Source organism: Cupriavidus sp. 05T313 (genome assembly GCF_056396665.1).
This window is the reverse complement of the sequence record NZ_JBFTLX010000100.1, coordinates 1-22,926: the sequence shown is the minus strand read 5'-3', so window position 1 is coordinate 22,926 and position 22,926 is coordinate 1. Positions and strand designations below refer to the sequence as shown.

The window sequence follows — 22,926 nt, the reverse complement described above, 5'->3', positions numbered from 1 at the left end:
CGACACATCACATGCCCATGGTTTCGTGGTGGGGCGGGCGCGGTGGTGAAGGCCTCGGGCATATCACCCGGTGCCACCGCGCCCACGACGGAACCGGACCGCCTGCAACTTCGTGGCCGCCCACTTCGCGAGCGACAGACGGCTCGAAGTCTGTGATGTCTGCTACCGGGGGCCCCACCACGAATCCCGGAAGCTGGCAGCATCGTGGCCAGTCAAGCCGGTACCGGCAGAAGCCCGCCGGCACTCTGGGCCGCACGACGAAACCACCGATATCCGAAAGCCTGATTGCTCTGCCCCCGGCAGGGTCGGCTTTCTTCTCGTTAGTCTTCTTTGCCGAAGCAAAGAAGAGATGGTATGAACGCGCCCCGTCCCCGCAGTGGAGCGCGAGGTGGCGAGACGGTAGTGTGGGTCGGGCAGAAAAGAGTCTGATGAGAGGGGGGTCCCTCCAGACCGARCGGCATCGCAATGTGCCAGAGTGGAAGATGTCACCACCACTACAGGAACGGAGGGACCCGAAATGAATGCTATGACATTTGGGCTGGATATTGCAAAGCATGTGTTCCAGCTGTACTGGGTTGACCCTGAGACTGGCGAGATTCACAACCGGCGATTCCAGCGTCAAAAGCTGATCGAGTTTCTAGCTCAGCACAAAGGACGCGTGGCGTTGGAGGCATGCGGCAGCGGGCACTGGTGGGCCCGCAAGCTCATGTCGCTCGGGTACGAGGTGAAGCTGCTGCACGCGAAATTCGTTCGGCCATTCGTGCAGACCAACAAGACCGATGCCGCAGACGCGCGAGCGATCTGGACCGCGGCACAACAGCCGGACATGCCTGCGGTGACGCCAAAGACGGTGGAGCAGCAGGCCACGCTGGTGTTGCATCGGATGCGCGAGCAGCACATCAAGATGCGGACCATGATGATCAATGCCCTGCGTGGGGCGCTCTATGAGTTTGGCTTGAGCTTCAAAAAGGGGCGTCAGGCGGGCTTGGCGGAAATGCGCGAGCGGTTGGCCGAAGTCGAGCAAGACGTGCCCGCGAGGATGTTCGAAGCGTTGCGCGAGCAGTTCGACTTGATCGGCCGCCTGGACAAGGGTATCGAGGGGCTGGAGGGACAAATCAAGGCCTGATCCCAGACGCAGCCAGAGTGCCAACGGCTGATGACAATTCCGGGAATCGGCATGCTCACGGCCACAGCACTGGTCGCGACTATCGGCGATGCGCGCGGCTTCCGATCGGGGCGGCAACTGTCGGCCTAACTCGGGCTGGTGCCGCGTCAGCACGGCACTGGGGGCGAGGTGCGCCTGGGCGCGATCAGCAAACGCGGTGACCGCTATCTACGCATGCTGCTGATCCATGGCGCCAGGGCAGTCCTGTTCCGAGCCAAGGACAAAGGCTTGTGGTGCGAGCAACTGGCACGCCGACGGCCCACCAACGTGACGGTGGTGGCGCTAGCCAACAAGGCGGCGCGAACTGCGTGGGCCGTGCTGATGGGCAATGAGCCGTATGAAAGAAACCATGAGTTAAAGAAAGCCGAGAGGGCCAAGCAAACGGCGAATTCCGCACTAGGCCAGCTCCGCCTACAACGACCGTAGGCGGAGCTGGCCTAGCCGCGGCTTGCAAGCAAGGTTACTGAATTCGACTAGAAGGTTGCGACGGTAGATGAGCGAGATGGCAAGACAGGTTGGACCGCAAGAGCTGGACCCTGATCGGTCACTGGTGCTTCGAGCACGCTGAAGAGGTAAGGGCCGCTCTTGGCGAATTCCATCGGGGCCGCAGGCTTGGCCTGCACTAGGCCGGATATAAGTCTGYAACCAACCCTGATCGAGCATCGCGTGACATTTACCTAGCAAACCGGGGCGCGTTCATATAAGTGACCGGCGTCCCCCGCAGGGGGATGTCGTACGCTCTTGGGTGCAACATGCCACCACCGCTCAAAGAAACAACGACCACCCCAGCAGGCGAATGTCGTATGGCTGTTGGGTGCAATAACCACCACCGCTCAAAAAAAACAACGACCACCCCCAACAACCTCCCCCCATCACTCCAACACCCCCCGATGCCGAGTCACCGCCAACAGGACAATCTCGTCCAGCCCGGCATCCTCACCACTGTCCATCCGCGCCAGCAACGCGCGCCGCATACGCGGCTCCCAGAAACGCTTGATATGGCTGGCGATATCCGCCACCGCTTCCTCGCGGTCCGGCATGGCCTCGAAGAAGGTGCCAATCTGGTTCGCCATCTTGACAAGGTTATCGGAGTTCATGCCTGTTCCGTCCTGCTGTGCAAACGTTGGGGATGAGAGTAGACCACGTGGCGCCCGGCGCGCACAAAACCGGCCAGCGTAACGCCGGCATCGAGCGCCAGACGCACCGCCAGCGCGGTCGGGCCTGAGACGGCGGCCAGCACGCCAACGCCGGCACTGGCGGTCTTCAGCACCATTTCGTAGCTGGCGCGGCTGGTGACCAGCACGGCGCCGCGCGAGCGGTCCTCGCCAGTGCGTGCCAGCGCGCCGATCAGTTTATCAAGCGCGTTGTGGCGGCCCACGTCTTCGCGGACCAATGCTACCTGGCCGTCAGCGCGCAGCCAGGCGGCGGCGTGCGTGGAGCCGGTATGGCGCAGCAGTTCCTGGCGCGTCTGCAACTGCCCGAACGCGGCGTACAGCACCGCATCGCTGAAGCTCGCCTTGCTGCTGACCGGCGCCGGCGCGCGCATGACTTCCTGCAGCGATTCCGTGCCGCACAGCCCGCAGCCGGTGCGGCCCGCCATGGCGCGGCGCCGATCCTTGAGCGCGGCGAAGGCTTCCGCCGCAATGCGCAACTGCACCGCGATACCCTCGGGACGGACCTCGGTCTCAATCTCATAAACGTCGCGCGGGCTGGCCACCAGCCCTTCGCTCAGGCTGAAGCCCAACGCGAAGTCTTCGAGATCGGCCGGCGAGGCCAGCATGACCGCATGCGAGATGCCGTTGTACTCGAGCGCGACCGGCACCTCCTCGGCGATCTCGTCGTCCTCCAGCGCCAGCTCGCCCAGGCGGCAGCGATTGACGGCGAAGGTGCTGTGCGTAGGCGGCTCGGCATCGCTGAAAGACGCCACCGCATCGGGCCTGGCCATGGCGAGTTCGCAGAGCGTCATGCCGAACCCGCCTCGGCGCTGGCCGCCTGCAGCAACTGCATCTGCTGCTCGTGGAAGTCGCGGTACTGCCGCTGCCATTCGGACGGCTGCGCCACCGGCATCACCTGCACCGCGGTGACCTTGTACTCGGGGCAGTTTGTGGCCCAGTCCGAGTTGTCGGTGGTGATCACGTTGGCGCCGGACTCGGGGAAGTGGAAGGTGGTATAGACCACGCCCGGCTGCATGCGCTCGCTGACGATGGYGCGCAGCACCGTTTCGCCCGCGCGGCTTTGCACGCCAACCCAGTCCCCGTCCTTGATGCCGCGTTCCTCGGCGTCGTGCGGATGGATCTCCAGCCGGTCTTCGTCGTGCCACTTCACGTTGTCGGTGCGCCGCGTCTGCGCGCCCACGTTGTACTGCGACAGAATGCGGCCCGTGGTGAGGATCAGCGGGAACTTGCGATTCACCCGCTCGGCGGTGGGCACGTAGCGCGTGATGATGAACTTGCCCTTGCCGCGCACGAATGCGTCGATATGCATGGTGGGCGTGCCCTCGGGCGCAGCGTCGTTGCACGGCCACTGGATGCTGCCGAGTTCCTCCAGGCGCTGGTAGCTGACGCCACTGAAGGTGGGGGTCAGCCGCGCGATCTCGTCCATGATCTCGGACGGATGCTTGTAGTCCATCGGATAGCCCAGCGCGATGGACAGCAGCACGGTGGCTTCCCAGTCGGCATAGCGCGCCTTGGGCGGCATCACTTTGCGCACGCGCGAGATGCGGCGTTCGGCGTTGGTGAAGGTGCCGTCCTTTTCCAGGAAGGACGAGCCCGGCAGGAACACGTGCGCGTACTTGGCGGTCTCGTTGAGGAAGATGTCCTGCACCACGATGCATTCCATCGACGACAGCGCGGCTGCCACGTGCTGCGTATTCGGGTCGGACTGCACGATGTCCTCGCCCTGGCAGTACAGGCCCATGAAGCTGCCCGACAGCGCGGCCTCGAACATGTTGGGAATGCGCAGGCCCGGCTCCGGGCTGATCTCCACGTTCCAGGCGGACTCGAACAGGCCGCGCGTGGTGGAGTCCGATACATGGCGATAGCCCGGCAGCTCGTGCGGGAAGGAGCCGATATCGCAGGAGCCCTGCACGTTGTTCTGGCCGCGCAGCGGATTCACGCCCACGCCTTCGCGGCCGATATTGCCGGTGCACATGGCCAGGTTGGCGATGCCCATCACGGTGGTGGAGCCCTGCGCGTGTTCGGTCACGCCCAGGCCGTAATAGATCGCGGCGTTGCCGCCGGTGGCATACAAGCGCGCCGCGCCGCGCAGTTGTTCGGCGGGGATGCCGGTAATCTCGGCCATCGCTTCCGGCGAGTTCTCCGGCAGCATGACGAAATCGCGCCATTGCTGGAACGCACGGTCCTCGCAGCGCTCGGCGATGAACGATTCGGCCATCAGGCCTTCGCTCACGATCACGTGCGCCATCGAGGTCACGACGGCGACATTGGTGCCGGGGCGCAGTTGCAGGTGGAAGTCGGCGCGCACGTGGGGCGAGTCGACCAGGTCGATGCGGCGCGGATCGATCACGATCAGCCTGGCGCCGGCGCGCAGGCGCTTTTTCATGCGCGAGGCAAACACCGGATGGCCATCGGTGGGGTTGGCGCCCATCACCATGATGACGTCGGCCTTCTCCACCGAGCGGAAGGTCTGCGTGCCGGCAGATTCGCCCAGCGTCTGCTTGAGGCCGTAGCCGGTGGGCGAGTGGCAAACCCGCGCGCAGGTATCGACGTTGTTGTTGCCGAAGGCGGCGCGCACCAGCTTTTGCACCAGGTAGCCTTCCTCGTTGGTACAGCGCGAGGACACGATGCCGCCGATGGAGTCGCGGCCATGCCTGGCCTGGATGCGCTTGAACTCGGAGGCCGCGTGGCTGATCGCCTCTTCCCACGACACTTCGCGCCACGGGTCGGTGATCCTGGCACGGATCATCGGGTTCAGGATGCGGTCCTTGTGGGTCGCGTAGCCAAAGGCGAAACGGCCCTTCACGCACGAGTGGCCCTCGTTGGCCTGGCCGTTCTTGTACGGCACCATGCGCACCACTTCATTGCCCTTCATCTCCGCCTTGAAGGCACAGCCCACGCCGCAGTAGGCGCAGGTGGTGACCTTGCTGTGCTCGGGCTGCCCCATGCGGATGATGGAGGTTTCGGCCAGCGTGGCGGTGGGGCAGGCCTGCACGCAGGCACCGCACGACACGCAGTCGGAATCCATGAAGCTGTCGCCCTGCCCCGCCGTCACGCGCGAGTCGAAGCCGCGGCCGCTGATGGTGAGCGCGAAGGTGCCCTGGGTTTCCTCGCAGGCGCGCACACAGCGGTTGCACACGATGCACTTGGAGGGATCGTAGGTGAAGTACGGGTTGGATTCGTCCTTGGCCTCGGCACGGTGGTTGGCGCCGTCGTAGCCGTAGCGCACTTCCCGCAGGCCCACCACGCCGGCCATGTCCTGCAGTTCGCAGTTGCCGTTGGTGGGGCAGGTCAGGCAGTCGAGCGGGTGATCGGAGATATACAGCTCCATCACGCCACGGCGCAGGTCGGCCAGCTTGTCGGTCTGCGTCTTCACTTTCATTCCGGCTTCGGCCGGGGTCGTGCACGAGGCCGGGAATCCGCGACGGCCTTCGATTTCGACCAGGCACAGGCGGCACGAGCCGAAGGACTTGAGGCTGTCGGTGGCGCACAGCTTGGGCACGTTCACGCCCGCCTGCACGGCGGCCCGCATCAGCGAGGTGCCGGCGGGCACGGTGACGTCGACGCCGTCGATCTCAAGGGTGACCTGCTGTTGCGAATCGCTGGCCGGCGTGCCGAAATCGATTTCGTTTCGTGTATTCAAGGCGGACTCCCGCTGCGGCCGCGGGCCGCGTACTGGTGATTCAGAGGGCGCAGAGGCAGCGCCGGTTCGGTATGCCGTAGCGCTGCGTTCACGCAGCCTTGGCTGGCACGGCCACGCCAAAGTCTTCCGGGAATCCGTCGAGCGCCGACAGCACCGGGTACGGCGTCATGCCGCCCATGGCGCACAGCGATCCGCCCAGCATGGTGTCGCACAGGTCGCGCACCAGCTTCACGTGCCTGACCGGCTGGTCGCCCGCGATGATCTTGTCGATCACTTCGACGCCGCGCGTCGAGCCGATCCGGCACGGCGTGCACTTGCCGCAGGATTCGATGGCGCAGAACTCCATCGCGTAGCGCGCCTGCTTCGCCATGTCGACGGTGTCGTCGAACACCACGATGCCGCCGTGACCCAGCACCGCGCCGAAGGCCGCGAACGCTTCGTAGTCCATCGGCGTATCCAGCCGCGAAACCGGCAAGTAGGCGCCCAGCGGACCGCCCACCTGCACCGCGCGGATCGCCCGCCCGCTGCGCGTGCCCTGGCCATAGTCCTCCAGCAGCTCGCGCAGGGTCACGCCGAAGGCTTTCTCCACCAGCCCGCCCTGCCGCACATTGCCAGCGATCTGGAACGGCAGCGTGCCGCGCGAGCGGCCCATGCCGTAATCGCGGTAGAACTGCGCGCCGCGCGCGAGGATCAGCGGCACGGTGGCCAGCGAGATCACGTTGTTGATGATGGTGGGCTTGCCGAACAGGCCTTCGATCGCCGGCAGCGGCGGCTTGGCGCGCACCACGCCGCGCTTGCCTTCGATGCTCTCCAGCAGCGCCGTTTCCTCGCCGCACACATAGGCGCCCGCGCCCTTGCGCACCTCCAGGTGGAAGCGCCGGCCGCTGCCGCGGATATCGTCGCCCAGCCACCCGGCGGCATGGGCGATGCCGATGGCCGCTTCCAGCATGGCAATGGCGTGCGGATATTCCGAGCGCACGTAGATATAGCCGTGCTGCGCACCCACCGCGAGGCCGGCGATGGTCATGCCCTCGATCAGCATGAAAGGATCGCCTTCCATCACCATGCGGTCTGAGAAGGTGCCCGAGTCGCCCTCGTCGGCGTTGCAGACCACGTATTTGGTGGGTGACTGCGCGTTCAGCACGGTCTGCCACTTGATGCCGGTGGGAAAGGCTGCGCCGCCGCGGCCGCGCAGTCCGGAATCGGTCACTTCGCGCACGATCTGCGCACCGTCCAGCGCCAGCGCGCGGGTCAGGCCGGCGTAGCCCTCATGCGCGATGTAGTCATCCAGCGAGAGCGGATCGGTAATGCCCATGCGGGCGAAGGTCAGGCGCTCCTGCCCCTTGAGGAAAGGGATCTCCCCGGTGGGGCCGAGCGCCAGCGCGTGCGCCCCGCCCGCCAGGAAGCCGGCGTCGAACAAGGCGGCGACATCGTCCGGCGTGACCGGACCATAGGCCACGCGTCCGGCGGCGGTCTGCACCTCGACCAGCGGTTCCAGCCAGAACATGCCGCGCGAGCCGTTGCGCACCAGCTCCACGGTGGCGCCGCGCGCCGCGGCTTCGCGCGCGATGGCGCGCGCCACGTCGTCGGCGCCCATGGCGAGCGCGCTGGAATCGCGGGGAACGAAGACGGTCACGCTCATGCCTGCACCTCCGCTGCCCGATCCTGCGACGCATCCGCGCAAGCCTTGACCAAAGCATCGAAACGCTGCGGCGTCACGCGGCCTACCAGTTGCTCGCCGACCATCACGGCCGGGCCGCAGGCGCACTGGCCCAGGCAATAGACCGGCTCCAGCGTGAACTCGCCATCGGCGGTGGTTTCATGAAACCCGCAGCCCAGCACGCGCTCGGCGTGGGCGGCAAGCGCCTCGCTGCCGACCGACTGGCACGCTTCGGCACGGCAGACCTGGATCACATGCCGGCCCGGCTTGCTGTCGCGGAAGTGATGGTAGAAGGTGACCACGCCGTGTACCTCGGCGCGCGACAGGTTGAGCGCGCGGGCGATCTCGGGCAGGGCGTCGGCGGGCACGTAGCCTACCGCGTCCTGGATCTCGTGGAGGATCGGCAACAAGGCGCCCGGCATGTCGCGGCGCGTGGCTACGATGTGCGCGATCCGGTCGCGCCGGGCTTCAGCAGCTGGTGAGGACATCGGGTCTCCTGGTGACGCAGCACGGCCCGGCGCTAAAAATGGACCCAAAGTCCGGGGCCGGGGGCAGACGGTGTGGCGCATTGGCTTGCGCGTCTGGCCAGGAACTGCTGCGGGGCGCGGCAAACCGGTTTCCGGCTGCCACTATATATGCTATTTTTTTCATATCTTGGGGGCACTGAACGGGCATAAGCCATGTCGCCTTGCTGTTTTAGCTGGCCTTTTTCGGTTTATCTGCCTCTTTGAGCGGACTATAGGCAGTTGGCCGCGTTCGAGCAATATGCTATTTTTCTCATATGATTCGCATCTCGATCCTGCCCCATCTGCAAATTCGCGACGACCAGCAAGGCGCCGGCCCGGCACTTGACGTGTCCCGCCTCGTGGCCTTGCTGGGTCTGATTGAAAGCACCGGCAGCATCAGCCAGTCGGCGCAGGCAACCGGGCTGTCCTACCGTTACGCCTGGGGCATCCTGCGCGATGCGGAGGCGCTGTTCGGCGGCGCGCTGATTGCCAAGACACGGGGTCGCGGCACGGCGCTCTCGCCACTGGCCCAGCAACTGGTGTGGGCCAGCAAACGCATTGCCGCGCGGCTGTCCCCCACGCTGGAAAGCCTGGCGTCGGAACTGGAGATAGAGCTGAAGAAGCTGGTCGACCAGTCAGGCCCCACGCTGCGGCTGCACGCCAGTCATGGTTTCGCGGTGGCCGCGTTGCACGATTTCCTGGATGCGCACCAGGTTCGCCACGACCTGAAGTATTGCGGCAGCCTTGAGGCGGTTGCGGCACTTGCGCAGGGCGCTTGCGATATAGCAGGCTTTCATGTCCCGATCGGCGAGTTCGAGCAAAAGACGCTGGATCGCTTCGCCACGTGGATCCGCCCGGAGACGCATCTGCTGATCCACCTGGCGGTGCGCTCGCAAGGCATCTTCGTGCGCCCCGGCAATCCGCTGGAGGTCAACACGCTGCAGGACCTGTGCCGCGCCGATGTGCGCTTCGTCAACCGGCAGACCGGTTCCGGCACGCGGCTGTTGCTGGACCTGATCCTGGAAGCACGCGGCATCGACAGCAGCCGGATCGAGGGCTATAGCAATGGCGAGTTCACCCATGCGGCGGTGGCTGCCTATATCGGCAGTGGCATGGCCGATGCGGGGTTCGGCGTGGAAACGGCGGCGCGGCGCTTCGGGCTGGATTTCGTGCCAGTGCTCAAGGAGCGGTATTTCTTTGCGATCGAGCGGGAGCGCCTGCAGAGCCCGGCGCTTGCCGGCGCCGTGGCGGCGCTCAGGAGCGGCAGCTTCCGGCAGGTGGTGGATGCCCTGCCCGGCTACGACGGCAGCCTGACCGGCACGATACTGACGCTGGACGAAGCCTTTCCCGAGGACGCCGGGGGACGCGGCCAGGGCTAGGACTGCGCGGCATCCTTGAGCAGCATGGGCAGCTTGTTGTCCCGCCCGGCCCATTGTTCGTGCCCGGGCAGCGGGCCCTTGGCCTTGAGCAGCGGCTTCCAGCCAGCCTGGCGCGAGAGTTCAGCGTTGAGGGCCAGGAAATGCTGCTGGCCGGCTGGCAGATCCTCGTCCGAGTAAATCGCGCCCACGGGACACTCGGGCACGCACATCGAGCAATCGATGCATTCGTCGGGGTTGATCACAAGGAAATTCGGCCCTTCGTGCAAGCACGACATAGGGCAGACATCGACGCAGTCGGTGTAGCGGCACTGGATGCAGGCATCCGTAACGACGAAGGTCATAAGGCTGGGAGGCGCGGAAAGACAGCGGCAAGGATAGCGTTGCCGCGCCCGCACGGGGGAGACGTGCTTTGTGCGAGTCAGTCAAAAGACTTCATGTGCGCCATCAGGATCTTGCAGCCTGCCGGCGTCCGCCTACCGCCAAGGTGCGCCCGGCGCGGCGTCCACATGTTCGACGCGAATGGCCGGCGCCCAGGTGCCTGGCTGGTTTGCGCGCAGCACCACGCCGGTTACTGTCACCCGCTGGCTGCCCAGGGCCTGGGCCTGTTCCACGGGGAATTTTTCGAGAACCCATGCCTCGCCGTCGGCGGTAACCAGCATAGGCTGCTGGAACAGCGCGCTGCCCTTGACCATGACCGTGCCCGTCAACGCAATGGACCTGCCGGCGGGCACCGCATGCACACACGCGGCAAGCACGACGGACAGTGCGGCAATCAGGATCAGGATTCGGTGCATGAGGTTCGATGGGTTGGCGGGCCGGGCGGCGGATGCCGCCGCCCGGGGGCCGCCGGAGGCGATCCGGCGTGTCCGCGCGTTGCGCGCTCAGTATCAGTACACCACTACGGACAGCGTGGTGCCAGCCGGCACGCGCACCGTTTCGCTGTACGTCGTGCCCACATTGCCGCGGACTACCGGGAAGCTGCCGTACGGCTGCAGCGTGGCGGCAACCGCGCTGGGCAGCTTGCGCACCGAGCGGTACTTGGCCAGGTCCGGATCGATCAGCGGCAGCGTAAAGCCGCCGTCGACGCGGGCCGGGTAGCCGTATCGCGCCGGCGACGAGGCCGCGGGCATCAGCGAGTTGCTGGTGACGGTCCAGCGCAACAGTTCCTGGTCGAAGCCGGAGTCCGGACGCGCCGCCTTGATGGCCTGGTCGAGCACGGTCTTCGAATCCATGCTGCTGGTGCGGTTCAGCAGATCCTTGTAGAAGGCCAGGCCAAGCTGCCGGTCGAGGAAGCCGCCAAAACTGCCCGACACCGAATAGCTCTCGCAGGTCGCGCCGAAACCGGTGAACTGCAGCAGATTGCAGTTGAAGTTGCCATTGCCTTGCGACAGGTAGTCGAGGAAGCGCACGTCACGGATCGCGTTATAGCTGGAATCGATGCTGTAGCTGGCGAAGTCCTCCATCATCATCGCGGACATTTCTTCCAGCCAGGTATCGAATGCATACTTCTGACCGGCCTTGACGCCGCGGCGATAGAAGTTCTGCATATGCATTCCCTCATGCGCCATGGTCATCTTCATTGCCTTCATGCCTGCTGCGCCGGCCAGCTGGAGCGTCTCGGAGTCGAGATAGAGCGACAGCGATTCGTTGCTGCGCGCATCCGAGGCAGCCGTCAGGTTATGCAGTCCCCAGAAATAACCCACGGTACCGCCCGCCTTTCCATTCTTGTCGAAGTTGAGGATGACGATATCGATCGGCTGGCCGCTGGCGGCAATCAGGTTGTTGTAGCTGTGCGCGCCCCACAGCGGGCCGCCGACCTGGGTCAGCATGTCGTAGATGCCGCCGGCGCCGACGAAACTGGTGAGCAGATCGTTGACGATTGGGCTGCCGATGTTGGACGCTTCGGCGTTTTCCACCCAGATGTTGACGACCGTCCCATCGCTTGCAGGCAGTTGCTGGGTCAGCGTAGCCAGGCGGCGCGTGCCGTCAGTGTGATACCAGGTCTTCGTGGAATTGAGCGCGGAAGCGTGCGGCGGCGGCGGCGCCATCTCGGAAAAGCTGGCAACGCGCTTGCCGCCGGCCAGTGCCGCCCAGCCGGCGCGATTGAACTCGGCGATATCGCGCCGCGTGCGCTCGTCCTGCGTGGACGACAACGACTCGGCCGACTGGATCGAGAGATTGGCCAGTTCGGACTGGATGACCGACAGCGACAGCGCCGGCATGGCTTGCTCGGCCGCGCCATTGGTGTAGAGCAGCGTCACCGATTTTCCGCTCACGCCACCGATGGAAATCGGCAGATCGGCTGCGGCGCCGGTGGTATTGGAGGCCGACCAGACGCCGACACCCGAGCCCGAGTAATTGCTGCCGTCCGCGGCGCTGCAGCCGTTGCAGGCCGGAGCGAGGGCCGGCATGACCGGCACCGCGGGCACAGAGGGCACAACGGGCGCAGCGGGTACGCTGCTGACCGGCGCGGYCGTCTGGCTGGTAGCGGGTGCATCGCCACCGCCGCCGCAGGCGGCGACCGAGGCGGCGGCAAGCCATGCTGCGAGCAAGCCTGCGCGGAGGCGGAAAGTGGTTCCCGTCATACTGAAAGCTCCGATTTTTGTTCTTTGGGCGCCGGCACCGGCGGAAGATGCCGGGGCCAGCACAAATATCGGCATCCGGGGACAAGAGCTTTAGGAACCGGCGTCATCGCAGAGCGTGCAAACCGTCCTGGCATGGGCACGGCGCGGACCGCGCAATCGTGCAGGAGGTGGCCGCGAAGCCGGCGGCTTCAGGCCTTGGCGGCACCGCGCCAGCGCCGGTACATGGCCATCAGCGGCGTCGCCGATGAACCATGCAGGGCCACCGACAGCACCACCACRCACAGCGTGGCGTCGGCCAGCAGGGCCACGTAGCGGGGATCGGCGCCGTGCGCCAGGGCAAAGGCGAGGTAATAGACCGAGCCGATGCCGCGCACGCCGAACCAGGCAATGAGCCGCCGCTGCGCTGGCTGCAGCGCGACCCCGATGGTGGATATCGCGACGGCAAGCGGACGCACGGCCAGGATCAGCGCGAGCCCCAGGGCCAGGTATTCCCCGCGCAGCAGCCGCGTGGAAAGCAAGGCGCCCACCACCACCATCACGCTAAGCTCGGCGAGCCGCTCCAGGTCCAGCGAGAACTCGCTGACGGTATGCGCCAGGTAAGCGGCGGCCTTGTCCTGGTGCACGGCCACGCGCTCATGTTCGGCAGGCGTCATTGCGCCCAGCACTTCGTCGGGCGCGACGTCCTGGTTCTCCTCGTGTTCGACGTGACGCATGGCGATGCCGGCGGCGAACACCGCCAGGAAGCCATAGCCATGCACCGCCAGCGCGGTGCCGTAAGCCAGCCCGATCAGGCCGATGGTGAAGAAGCTCTCCATCCCCAGGGCGCCGCCCAGGCGCTTGCGCAGCGCCAGCACCACGCGGCTGCACAGCCAGCCCAGCCCCCAGCCCACCGCCAGCCCCGCCAGCGTGGCCCACAGCAGGTCGAGCCATAGCCAGCGCAGCCAGGCAGCGCCCGGCAGGCTAAGCGCCAGCATGACGAAGGGAAAGGCGGCGCCATCGTTCAGCCCGCCCTCCCCGCTCAGGCTGAACCGCGTCCGGTCACGGTCCTGCGTGTCGTCGACCTGCACATCGGAAGCCAGCACCGGATCGGTGGGCGCCAGGATAGCCGCCAGCAGCAATGCCACGCCGGGCGGCAGCCCCATTGCCCAGATCCCGATGACAGCCAGCATGGCAATGGTGAGCAACATGCCCAGCGTGGCCAGCCGCAGCGGAAGGCGCCAGATGCGATCGCGCGGATGCGCGCGCAAGCGCAAACCCACCGCGAACAGCGAGACCAGCAGGGCGATTTCCGTAACGATCTCCAGCACCGCCACATGCTCGCGACGGGTGATATCGAAATGGATCAGACCGAAGCCGAACGGGCCCAGCAACATGCCGAACAGCAGGTAAAGCGCGGAGAACGAAATGGGCAGGCGCTTCACCACCGAGCCGATCAGCCCGATGGCGACAAGCAGCGCGCCGATGATCCATGCCCAGGTGCCGAACAAGCGATATCTCCCATGGCGAGCGCGTTCACGAAAGGACGCCGGCCGCAGGTCCGCGCGGGCAGGCTGGCACGGCAAACCCGTGGCGCCAGGCCCCGCGGCGCGCTACAACAAGGGGACACCGTACGTCTATGCAAGGTATATGCAAGAATGACCGGCGGCGCTTGAAAAAATCACCTGCCAGGAAGCCTAGCCCATGCCCAGACCGCGCTTTCTTTCACTGCTGCCGGTGCTGCCGCTGATGGGGCTGGGCGCGTGCTCCACGTCGGACGTGCTGAATGGCCTGACCCAAAGCAATGCCTATGCCCTCACCGCCAGCGTGCCCTATGCCGACGGCGCGCGCGGCAAGCTCGACATCTATGCGCCCCGCGAGCCGGCCTGCTCCGGCAAGGCGCCGGTGGTGGTGTTCTTCTACGGCGGCACCTGGAACAGCGGCGAGCGGGCCGACTACGCCTTCGTCGCGGCAGCCCTGGCCGCGCGCGGCATCCTGACCGTGATTCCGGACTATCGACTCTACCCCGAGGTCAGCTATCCGGATTTCCTGGTGGACAACGCCCGTGCCGTCGCCTGGACACGGCGCGAGATCGCCAAATACGGCGGCGATCCGCAACGGCTGTTCGTGATGGGACACAGCGCGGGCGGCTACAACGCCGCCATGCTCGCGCTCGATGCGCGCTGGCTTGCCCGCGTCGACCTGAGCCCCGGCCAGTTGCGCGGCTGGATCGGGCTGGCCGGGCCCTACGATTTCCTGCCGATCGTCAACCCGCAGGCGAAACCGGTGTTCCATCACCCCGACTACCCGCCCGGCTCCCAGCCTATCGACCATGCCGACGCGCGTTCGCCGGCCGCCTTTATCGGCGTGGACGAAGGCGACCGCCTGGTCAACCCGCAGCGCAACTCAGCGCAAATGGCCCAGCGCCTGGAGCGCAACGGCGTGCCTGTGCAGTACCGCAGCTATGCGCGGCTCTCCCACACCTTACTGATCGGTGCCTTCTCCGACCCGCTGCACTGGCTGGCCCCGGTGCGCGACGATGTCGCCGACTTCATCCTCCGGCGCGCCGATTGCGGGAGCGCCACATGAATGTGAAATCGCCCTGCATCAAGATCTGCAAGTTCGACGACGCGACCGGCTACTGCAGGGGCTGCCTGCGCACGCGCCCGGAATGCAAGGCGTGGAAGGCACTCAAGAAGAAGCGCCGGCGGAAGATCATCGAAGCCAGGCCGCGGCGCGAGGCCGAGTTGCGGCAAGCGAAGAAGACGGACTGAGGCGAGACGGAAGCGCAGGCTTCCGCCTCGCCCGGAGATCGGGCAGGGCAATGCTGGCGCGGCCCTGCCCGGATGATCAATAGACTTCCGGCACGATCATGGTGTCCGGCACCGGCTGGCGCATGTAGTCCTCGTGCCGCTCGCGCTGCGGCAGCACCACGGGCGGCTGCGCGCGCTCCTCGTAAGGCATCTGCCGCAGCAGGTGATGGATGCAGTTAAGGCGCGCCTTTTTCTTGTCGACCGCCTGCACCACCCACCACGGTGCCTCGTCGATATGCGTGCGCTCCAGCATGATTTCCTTGGCACGGGTGTAGTCCTCCCAGCGCCGGCGGGATTCGAGATCCATCGGGCTGAGCTTCCACTGCTTGAGCGGATCGTGGATGCGGCTCAGGAAGCGCAGGTGCTGCTCCTCGTCCGAGATCGAGAACCAGTACTTGATGACCTGGATGCCCGAGCGCACCAGCATGCGCTCGAACTCCGGCACCGACCGGAAGAACTCTTCGTACTGGTCGTCGGTGCAGAAGCCCATCACGCGCTCGACGCCGGCGCGGTTGTACCAGCTGCGGTCGAACAGCACGATCTCCCCCGCCGCGGGCAAGTGCGAGACATAGCGCTGGAAATACCATTGCGTGCGTTCGCGATCGTTGGGCGCGGGCAGCGCGGCCACACGGGCCACGCGCGGGTTGAGCCGCTGGGTGATGCGCTTGATCACGCCCCCCTTGCCCGCCGCGTCGCGCCCCTCGAACAGGATCACGACCTTGTGGCCGGTCTCCACCACCCAGCTCTGCAGCTTGACTAGTTCGCCCTGCAGGCGGAACAGTTCGCGGAAATACTGTCGGCGCGCGGCACGCTCTTCATCGTCCAGCCCGCCGCCGCCCTCGCCGAACAGCGTATCGACATGGTGGTCTTCCAGCTCCAGTTCGAGTTCTTCATCATAGTGATCGGCCACCTCGCGGTGGATGCGCCGAATCAGCTCGTTCTCGTCTGGTCTCATCGCTCACTCCTGTTCGCAACAACGCGGTGCCTGGCAGGCTAGCAGCAGGTTATGACGCCCGCATGAAATCCGTCCCCGGGACGCTAGTAATCCCCCTGCTTGCGGAAAGCCCAGCGGCCGGCCAGCACGGTGAAACTGGCCACCAGCACCACCAGCACCCAGAAGCCGTGCGGATGATCGGCCAGCGGAATGCCGCCCACATTCATGCCGAAGAAACCCGCCACGATATTGATCGGCAACGCCAGCACGGTGACCAGCGTCAGCGTGAACAGCGTGCGGTTCGTCTGCTCGTTGAGCTTGGCCGCGATTTCTTCCTGCAACAGCTTGATGCGCTCGACCAGCGCCGCCAGGTCGTTGAGCACCAGCGAGAACTCTTCCGTCGAGTCGCGCAGGTCCTGGATATCCTGCTCCTGCAGCCACGCCGGCGGTCGGTTGAGCAGGCGGAACAGCGCGCCGGGCTCGGGCGCGAGCAGCCGCTGCAGGCGCACCAGTCCGCGCCGCATGGAGCCGAGTTCGGCGCGGTTGCCATGCAGGCGCTGCGAGAGCAGGCGATCCTCGACCTGGTCCACGGTGCCGCTGGTTTCGCGCACGATGCGCACCAGCACATCGGCCTGGTCGCGCAGCAAATGCACCAGCAGCGCCAGCGGCGTGTGGAACAGCTCGCCCTGCCGCACCGAGGCGCGCAACTGGTCGACCGAGCGCAAGGGCTTCATGCGCGCCGTCACCAGGATGCGGCGGTCGGCGCAGGCCCATAGCGTGGAGATGTCGGTGGAACTCACGCCGAAGTTGTAGATCACGTCGTTGACCACCGCAAGGAGCGCCACGTCGAGCCGCTCGATGCGGGTGGAACGCGAGCCTTCGCGCAGTGCTTCGAAAAAACCTTCTGGCAGGTCGAGCTGGTTCTTCAGCCAGCGCTCGCAGGCGCTGTGCGACAGGTTGAAGTGCAGCCAGAGAAACTCGTCGCCCGGCGGGGGCTGCTTGAGCCACATGGCCGCGGCGGCGGAATCCATGGGCTGGCCCGGCTCGCCGGGCAGGAAGCGGAAGCCGCTGACCAGACCGACCGGATCGGAGCCGTAGCTGGCTTCGACGATACCCGCATGCATGTGGTGCCTCTTCGAAAGCGCGTATTCGCGAAGATGGGACATTAGCATGAGGGGATGAACGCATGAAGGCCGGCGCGCGGCGCCGGCCTTCATTGGGTCACTGCCGGACGCGAAGCGCTTAGCCGAACTTGCGGCGCGCATCCAGCGCGAGGCCGGAGCCAATGCCGCCGAACAAATCGCCCTCGATCCGCTGCGCCCCCGGGATCAGTTCGGACAGCCGCTCGCGCAGCAGGGGCACGCTGCTCGAGCCGCCGGTAAACAACACCGTGTCGATCGCGTCAGCCTGCACGCCCGCATCGCGCAGCATCGCTTGCACCGTTACCTCGGTCTTGCCGACCAGCTTGCCGATGGACTGGTCAAAGTCCACCCGGGTGATCGCCATGGTTTCTCCCGGCGCGATACGTCCCAGGTCGAGTTGCGTCTGTGCTTCGCCCGACAAGGCAATCTTGGCCGCTTCCACCTGGATCGCCAGCCAGTGGCCGGCGCGCTGCTTGATCAGGCTGATCAGGCGGTCGAGCTTTACCTTGTCGGCCGCATCGCGATAGTTGTCCATCACGTGCGACCACGCCTTGCGCGTGTACACCAGGTTGATGGTGTGCCAGCTGGCCAGGTCGAAATACTGCCCCGAAGGCATCGCCTTGCCGTTGCGCAGTTCGCTGCCCAGCCCCAGGAACGGCATCACGCTCGCCAGGCTGAGGCTCTTGTCGAAATCCGTGCCGCCGATGTGCACGCCGCCATTGGCCAGGATATCGCCACGGCGGTCGGTCTTGCCGGCGCGCTCTGGCGACAGGCGGACCAGCGAGAAGTCCGAGGTGCCGCCACCGATGTCGGCCACCAGCACCAGTTCCTCGCGGGAGATCGTGGCTTCGTAGTCGAAGGCCGCGGCAATCGGCTCGTACTGGAACTCGATGTCCTTGAAGCCGGCGTCCGCGGCAATCTCGCGCAGCGTCTGCTCGGCAAGCTGGTCGGCCTTCGGGTCTTCGTCGATGAAGAACACGGGGCGCCCCAGCACGACCTTGTCGAAACCCGCGCCGGCCGAGGTCTCCGCGCGCTGCTTGAGTTCGCCGATGAAATGCGACAGCAGTTTGCGGAAAGGCATGGCCTGGCCCATGACTTCGGTGCTGTCTTCCATCATCGAAGTGCCCAGCAGGCTCTTCAGYGAGCGCATCAGCCGGCCTTCATAGCCTGCCAGGTAGTCGCCGAGCGCGGCCCGGCCGTAGCTGACCAGCGGATCCTCCGAATGAAAAAAGATCACCGAAGGCAGCGTGAACCTGCCATCTTCCAGCGGCAACAGCGTGGGTTGTCCCGGCCGGCACCAGCCCACCGTGGAATTGGACGTGCCGAAATCGAGGCCGCAAGCGTTTGACATCATGTTTCTGGTTTCTTCCCTACTGCATAGTTAAGTCCGGGTCGGGATGGCTTTTCCCGCGCCGGATGTCGCGGCCAGCATGATAGCAAGCCCTGCATCCTCACACGCGGCCTTCGACGTGATCAGACAGGCGCATTCAGCAGCGCCAGTATCTGCTGGTGCAATTGCCGGTCGCCGCAGGCCACCACGGTGCCGCCCTGCTGTGCGTCGCCGCCGGTCCAGCTCGTCACGACGCCCCCGGCGCCTTCCACGATGGGAATCAGCGCCTGCACATCGTAGGCCTTCAGGCCGGCTTCCACCACCGCATCCACATGGCCCGCGGCGACCATGCAATAGGCGTAGCAATCACCGCCATAGCGCTGCATCCTGGCGGCATCGGCCACGCGGCGGAACGCGGCGAACTGCGCCGCATCGTCGAACATTTCCGGCGTGGTGCACATCACCTTGGCCTGCGACAGGTCGGCGCAAGGCCGCGTACGCAGAAGCTCGCCGTTAAGCCAGGCCTGCCGGCCGTCGCCGCTGAAGCGCTCGCGCGTGAACGGCTGGTCCATGATGCCGAGCACCGGACGCTGGCCATCGTTGAGCGCGATCAGCGTGCCCCACAGCGGCAGCCCGGTGATAAAGGCACGGGTGCCGTCAATGGGGTCGAGCACCCAGGTCAGTGGCGAGCTGCCGGCCACGCGGTCTTCTTCCTCGCCCAGGATGCCGTGCTCCGGATACCGTGCCCGGATCAGGTCGCGCATGGCGCGCTCGGCCGCCTTGTCGGCCTCGGTGACCGGATCGAAGCGGCGGCCGCCCTTGTCCTCCACCGCAGGCGCGCTACGGAAGTACGGCAGGCTGGCGTTTCCCGCCGCCTGCGCAAGGCCAGTGGCGAAGTCCATGTATTCGATAAGCTGCTCGGCGGTCAGAGGCATGCGGAGATCCTGGGTCCGTGGATGGTGGCTGGGAGACGGATGGCGCGGCGCGGCCGAAGCCAGCACGCGCAGCGTTGCGTTGGGCGCGCTGCCCGCCAGCATTGTAGCGGCACCCGCGGCCGGACTTCCCAGGCCGGAGCGGCCAGGCAGGGATTACCTTTGGTGTCCCGCCGGCACGGTGCTACTGTGAAGCGTGGGTAGCCGCCCATGCGTCGCCCGACAGTCCGTTCTTCCTTCTGCCGAGCCAGCCGAGTGACTTTTGGGATACCCATTGCCGACGCGCCCGCGTGCCAGAAAAATTTCCCGTTTCGCGTGTAAGTTCGTGCCGCCACCGTCGACAAAGGCACACAAACCGTTTGCATCAGCACGCGCTGCCGCCACGGGAACATTGGAGAACGACGGTGGATACTGCCTCCCAGCTATCGCGGCCCGCGCCCGGCCGCCACGGACATGCGTCCGCCCCCATCCAGCCGGCATGGGTACGCCTGACCCACTGGCTCAACGCCATCGCCATCATCATCATGGTGATGAGCGGCTGGCGCATCTATAACGCATCGCCGCTGTTCGGCCTGCACTTCCCCAAGGGCATCACGCTCGGCGGATGGCTGGGCGGCGCGCTGCAATGGCACTTCGCGGCCATGTGGCTGCTGGTCGCCAACGGGTTGTTCTACCTGCTGATGAACGTCATTACCGGACGATTCCGCCGCCGCTTCCTGCCGCTGTCGGTGCGCGAGGCATTGCGCGATGTGGCCGCGGCGCTGCGTGGCAGGCTGGCGCACCCGGACCTGGCCCAATACAACGCGGCCCAGAAGGCCATGTATCTCGGCGTGGTGCTGGTCATCGTGCTGACGGTGCTGTCCGGCCTGGCGATCTGGAAATCGGTGCAATTCCCGCTGCTGCGCGAGCTGATGGGCGGCTACGACGCCGCGCGCTGGGTCCATTTCGTGTGCATGAGCGCCATTGTGCTGTTCACCGCCGTGCATGTGGCCATGGTTGCGCTGGTGCCGCGGACCTTGCTGATCATGCTGCGCGGCCACTGAACGCCATCCCGCCGAATCCAGAGAGCCGCCTCGCGGAGAATCACCATGAACAAACCCAAACCCATCGTCACGCTCGACCGGAACCTGATCCTGCACGATGCCGTGCGCGAACTCGATATGCCCTCGCGCCGCCTGTTCGCCAAGCGCGCCGTCACGCTGGGCGGCCTGTCGATGCTGACCGGCTGCAGCCTGACCGACGATGCCTCGGTGGAACGCTTCCTTAACGCGGTATCGCGCTTCAACGATCGCGTGCAAGGCTGGCTGTTCGATCCCGGCCGGCTCGCGCCTACCTACGACGAATCCCGCATCACGCGGCCCTTCCCGTTCAATGCTTTCTACGGCGAAGACGAAGTGCCCGAGGTCGACGCCGGCGACTTCCGCCTGGAAGTGGGTGGCCTGGTGGCACGCAAGGCGTCCTGGACGCTCGAGCAGCTCTACGCGCTGCCGCAAACCTCGCAGGTCACCCGGCATATCTGCGTGGAAGGCTGGAGCGCCATCGGCAAGTGGGGCGGCACGCCCTTCTCCGAGTTCCTGCATCGCGTGGGCGCCGACACCAGCGCGAAGTATGTGGGCTTTCGCTGCGCCGACGATTACTTCACCAGCATCGACATGCCCACCGCGCTGCACCCGCAGACGCTGCTGACCTTTACCTACGACGGGCAGACACTGCCGCCCAAGTACGGCTTTCCGATGAAGCTGCGCATGCCGACCAAGCTTGGCTACAAGAACCCCAAGCACATCATGGCGCTGTACGTCACCAACACGTATCCCGGCGGTTACTGGGAAGACCAGGGATACAACTGGTTCGGCGGATCCTGATCCGCTTGAAATTGGCCGGCATGGTGCCGGCTTGCACACCGGCTATCAGCCCAAGGAGAACACCATGAACAAACTGTTCGCAACCGCCCTGCTCTCAACCACCATGCTGTTTGCGGGCCACGCCTTCGCCCAGGACGCCATGAAGAAGGATGCCGCTCCCATGGCCAACGACAGCAGCATGGCAAAGGACACCATGAACAAGGACGCGATGAGCAAGGACAAGACGAAGAAGAGCAGCGACAAGATGAGCAAGGACAAGGCGGGCAAGGACAGCATGAGTAAGGACAGCATGAGCAAGGATGCCATGGGCAAGGATGCAATGAAGCAGTAAGCGGAAGGGCAGCCTGCCGGGCTGGCTGGCTGGCTGGCTGGCTGGCTGGCGGCCGGCAATGTGACGACGCCCCGTCTTTTGCGCGGGGCGTCGGTGTTTCGGTCATGCGGGAACCGCAAGCGCCACTCGCGGCGCATCGGAATGCATCGGGACATACCCGCAGCGGCGTCCGCTGAAAGCCGGATGAAAGCACGCAAGCCTACCGTGCTTGGTAAGCCATTGAGGCGCGCCCGACGTGCGCGCACCTGCTGTCGATGACGATCTGCGGGGGAAACCTGCACAGCGACCCGCTGCGCCGGCGTCCTCCGATTCGCGCGCCAATTCAAAACACAGCGCGCGGCCTGGCATGCGGACTCCGCCTTACGGCGGATGCTCCGCCCGGGTTTCACTGCAGGCGAGGGAGACAGCCTCATGGAACTATTCGAACACCTGGCCCTTGGGTTCTCCACGGCGCTGACACTGCAAAATCTTGGCTACTGCTTCCTCGGCTGCCTGCTGGGAACGCTGATCGGCGTGCTGCCCGGCATCGGGCCGCTGGCCACCATCGCCATGCTGCTGCCGGTGACCTACACACTACCGCCGGTGGCCGCGCTCATCATGCTGGCCGGTATTTATTACGGCGCGCAGTACGGCGGCTCCACCACCGCCATCCTGGTCAACCTGCCGGGCGAATCGTCGTCCGTGGTGACCACCATCGACGGCTACCAGATGGCACGGCGAGGGCGAGCGGGCGTGGCGCTGGCCACCGCCGRCCTGGGCTCGTTCTTTGCCGGCTGCGTGGCTACCCTGATCCTTGCCGCATTTGCTACGCCGCTGTCGGAACTGGCGTTCAAGTTCGGGCCCGCGGAGTACTTCTCGCTGATGGTGCTGGGCCTGATCGGTGCCGTGGTGCTGGCCTCGGGCTCGCTGCCCAAGGCGGTAGCCATGATCGTGCTGGGGCTGCTGATGGGCCTGGTCGGAACCGACGTGAATTCGGGCGCGGCGCGCTTCTCCTTCGACATTCCGGAACTGACCGATGGCGTCGACTTCGTCGCGCTGGCCATGGGCATGTTTGGCTTCGCGGAGATCATCGCCAACCTGGAACAGAAGGAGCACCGCGAGACCTTCACCGATCACGTCACCAACCTGTGGCCGACCAAGGCCGACTTCAGGCGCATGGCGCCTGCCGTGTTGCGCGGCACGTTCCTTGGCTCCGCGCTGGGCATCCTGCCGGGCGGTGGTGCTGCGCTGGCTTCGTTCGCGGCCTACTCGCTGGAAAAGAAAACCTCGAAGTACTCGCATGAGTTCGGCAAGGGCGCCATCGAGGGCGTGGCAGGTCCGGAATCGGCCAATAACGCCGCGGCCCAGACCTCCTTCATCCCGCTGCTGACGCTGGGCATTCCGCCCAACGCGGTGATGGCGCTGATGGTGGGTGCGATKACCATCCACAACATCCAGCCGGGCCCGCAGGTCATGACCAGCAACCCCGCGCTGTTCTGGGGCCTGATCGCCTC

General features: G+C 65.7%; 20 protein-coding genes and 1 pseudogene. 8 read left to right on the top strand and 13 right to left on the bottom strand.

Going from position 1 to position 22,926, the window contains the following annotated elements; genetic code table 11:
* The first annotated feature begins 517 nt into the window (after positions 1–517).
* Positions 518–1,591, top strand: a pseudogene (locus AC1DKD_RS21390) (IS110 family RNA-guided transposase).
* A gap of 446 nt (positions 1,592–2,037) precedes the next feature.
* Here AC1DKD_RS21390 and AC1DKD_RS21385 read toward each other — a convergent pair.
* From AC1DKD_RS21385 to AC1DKD_RS21365, 5 genes are all read right to left on the bottom strand, one after another.
* Entirely contained in the window at positions 2,038–2,262 is a 225-nt protein-coding gene (locus AC1DKD_RS21385) for a formate dehydrogenase subunit delta (protein ID WP_441626536.1), read from the bottom strand.
* Positions 2,259–3,131, bottom strand: coding sequence for a formate dehydrogenase accessory sulfurtransferase FdhD (gene fdhD, locus AC1DKD_RS21380; RefSeq protein ID WP_441626538.1), 873 nt, complete (start codon positions 3,129–3,131; stop codon positions 2,259–2,261). The genes AC1DKD_RS21385 and fdhD overlap by 4 nt, the downstream gene beginning before the upstream one ends.
* On the bottom strand, positions 3,128–5,983 hold the full coding sequence (fdhF, locus tag AC1DKD_RS21375; RefSeq protein ID WP_477143678.1) for a formate dehydrogenase subunit alpha: 2,856 nt from the start codon (positions 5,981–5,983) through the stop codon (positions 3,128–3,130). Before fdhF ends, fdhD begins: the two co-directional genes overlap by 4 nt.
* A gap of 88 nt (positions 5,984–6,071) precedes the next feature.
* Complete coding sequence (locus AC1DKD_RS21370) at positions 6,072–7,625, bottom strand: formate dehydrogenase beta subunit (protein WP_441626542.1); 1,554 nt, start codon at positions 7,623–7,625, stop codon at positions 6,072–6,074.
* The gene (locus tag AC1DKD_RS21365; RefSeq protein ID WP_045236679.1) at positions 7,622–8,131 is read right to left on the bottom strand and encodes a formate dehydrogenase subunit gamma; all 510 of its coding nucleotides are present in this window, start codon (positions 8,129–8,131) and stop codon (positions 7,622–7,624) included. Before AC1DKD_RS21365 ends, AC1DKD_RS21370 begins: the two co-directional genes overlap by 4 nt.
* Positions 8,132–8,424: 293 nt before the next feature.
* On the opposite strand from AC1DKD_RS21365, the gene AC1DKD_RS21360 reads away from it, so the two are divergent.
* Positions 8,425–9,528, top strand: coding sequence for a substrate-binding domain-containing protein (locus tag AC1DKD_RS21360; RefSeq protein WP_441626544.1), 1,104 nt, complete (start codon positions 8,425–8,427; stop codon positions 9,526–9,528).
* Here the strand turns inward: AC1DKD_RS21360 and fdxA are convergent.
* The 4 genes from fdxA to AC1DKD_RS21340 form a co-directional block, all read right to left on the bottom strand.
* A complete protein-coding gene (fdxA, locus tag AC1DKD_RS21355; RefSeq protein WP_441626546.1) occupies positions 9,525–9,869 on the bottom strand; it encodes a ferredoxin FdxA in 345 nt (114 codons plus the stop codon). The two genes, AC1DKD_RS21360 and fdxA, sit on opposite strands and share 4 nt — an antisense overlap.
* A 132-nt stretch (positions 9,870–10,001) precedes the next feature.
* Positions 10,002–10,322 (bottom strand): hypothetical protein, encoded by a 321-nt coding sequence (locus tag AC1DKD_RS21350; protein WP_441626548.1) that lies wholly within the window; start codon positions 10,320–10,322, stop codon positions 10,002–10,004.
* 93 nt (positions 10,323–10,415) lie between these two features.
* A complete protein-coding gene (locus AC1DKD_RS21345) occupies positions 10,416–12,113 on the bottom strand; it encodes a M30 family zinc metallopeptidase (protein ID WP_477143677.1) in 1,698 nt (565 codons plus the stop codon).
* 188 nt (positions 12,114–12,301) lie between these two features.
* Positions 12,302–13,600 (bottom strand): cation:proton antiporter, encoded by a 1,299-nt coding sequence (locus AC1DKD_RS21340; protein WP_441626552.1) that lies wholly within the window; start codon positions 13,598–13,600, stop codon positions 12,302–12,304.
* A 193-nt stretch (positions 13,601–13,793) separates the two neighbouring features.
* On the opposite strand from AC1DKD_RS21340, the gene AC1DKD_RS21335 reads away from it, so the two are divergent.
* On the top strand, positions 13,794–14,678 hold the full coding sequence (locus tag AC1DKD_RS21335; protein ID WP_441626554.1) for an alpha/beta hydrolase: 885 nt from the start codon (positions 13,794–13,796) through the stop codon (positions 14,676–14,678).
* On the top strand, positions 14,675–14,863 hold the full coding sequence (locus tag AC1DKD_RS21330; protein WP_441626556.1) for a DUF1289 domain-containing protein: 189 nt from the start codon (positions 14,675–14,677) through the stop codon (positions 14,861–14,863). The genes AC1DKD_RS21335 and AC1DKD_RS21330 overlap by 4 nt, the downstream gene beginning before the upstream one ends.
* 76 nt (positions 14,864–14,939) lie before the next feature.
* On the opposite strand, the gene ppk2 is transcribed toward AC1DKD_RS21330, so the two are convergent.
* From ppk2 to hisN, 4 genes are all read right to left on the bottom strand, one after another.
* Positions 14,940–15,857: a polyphosphate kinase 2 gene (ppk2, locus tag AC1DKD_RS21325; RefSeq protein WP_428180675.1), complete on the bottom strand. Its 918-nt coding sequence runs from the start codon at positions 15,855–15,857 to the stop codon at positions 14,940–14,942.
* Positions 15,858–15,940: 83 nt separating this feature from the next.
* Positions 15,941–16,960 (bottom strand): transporter, encoded by a 1,020-nt coding sequence (locus tag AC1DKD_RS21320; protein WP_441626558.1) that lies wholly within the window; start codon positions 16,958–16,960, stop codon positions 15,941–15,943.
* A gap of 118 nt (positions 16,961–17,078) precedes the next feature.
* Positions 17,079–18,332: an Hsp70 family protein gene (locus AC1DKD_RS21315; protein ID WP_441626560.1), complete on the bottom strand. Its 1,254-nt coding sequence runs from the start codon at positions 18,330–18,332 to the stop codon at positions 17,079–17,081.
* A gap of 119 nt (positions 18,333–18,451) precedes the next feature.
* Positions 18,452–19,243, bottom strand: coding sequence for a histidinol-phosphatase (hisN, locus tag AC1DKD_RS21310; protein ID WP_441626562.1), 792 nt, complete (start codon positions 19,241–19,243; stop codon positions 18,452–18,454).
* A gap of 401 nt (positions 19,244–19,644) precedes the next feature.
* Here hisN and AC1DKD_RS21305 point away from each other — a divergent pair, with 401 nt between their 5' ends.
* From AC1DKD_RS21305 to AC1DKD_RS21290, 4 genes are all read left to right on the top strand, one after another.
* Positions 19,645–20,283, top strand: coding sequence for a cytochrome b/b6 domain-containing protein (locus AC1DKD_RS21305; protein ID WP_441626564.1), 639 nt, complete (start codon positions 19,645–19,647; stop codon positions 20,281–20,283).
* 45 nt (positions 20,284–20,328) lie between these two features.
* Positions 20,329–21,102 (top strand): molybdopterin-dependent oxidoreductase, encoded by a 774-nt coding sequence (locus AC1DKD_RS21300; RefSeq protein WP_441626566.1) that lies wholly within the window; start codon positions 20,329–20,331, stop codon positions 21,100–21,102.
* Positions 21,103–21,166: 64 nt separating this feature from the next.
* Positions 21,167–21,433 carry a pentapeptide MXKDX repeat protein gene (locus AC1DKD_RS21295; protein ID WP_441626568.1) on the top strand — a complete coding sequence of 89 codons (267 nt, stop codon included), beginning with the start codon at positions 21,167–21,169 and terminating at the stop codon, positions 21,431–21,433.
* Positions 21,434–21,844: 411 nt separating this feature from the next.
* A partial coding sequence (locus AC1DKD_RS21290; protein WP_477143676.1) for a tripartite tricarboxylate transporter permease occupies positions 21,845–22,926 on the top strand: 1,082 nt, incomplete at its 3' end.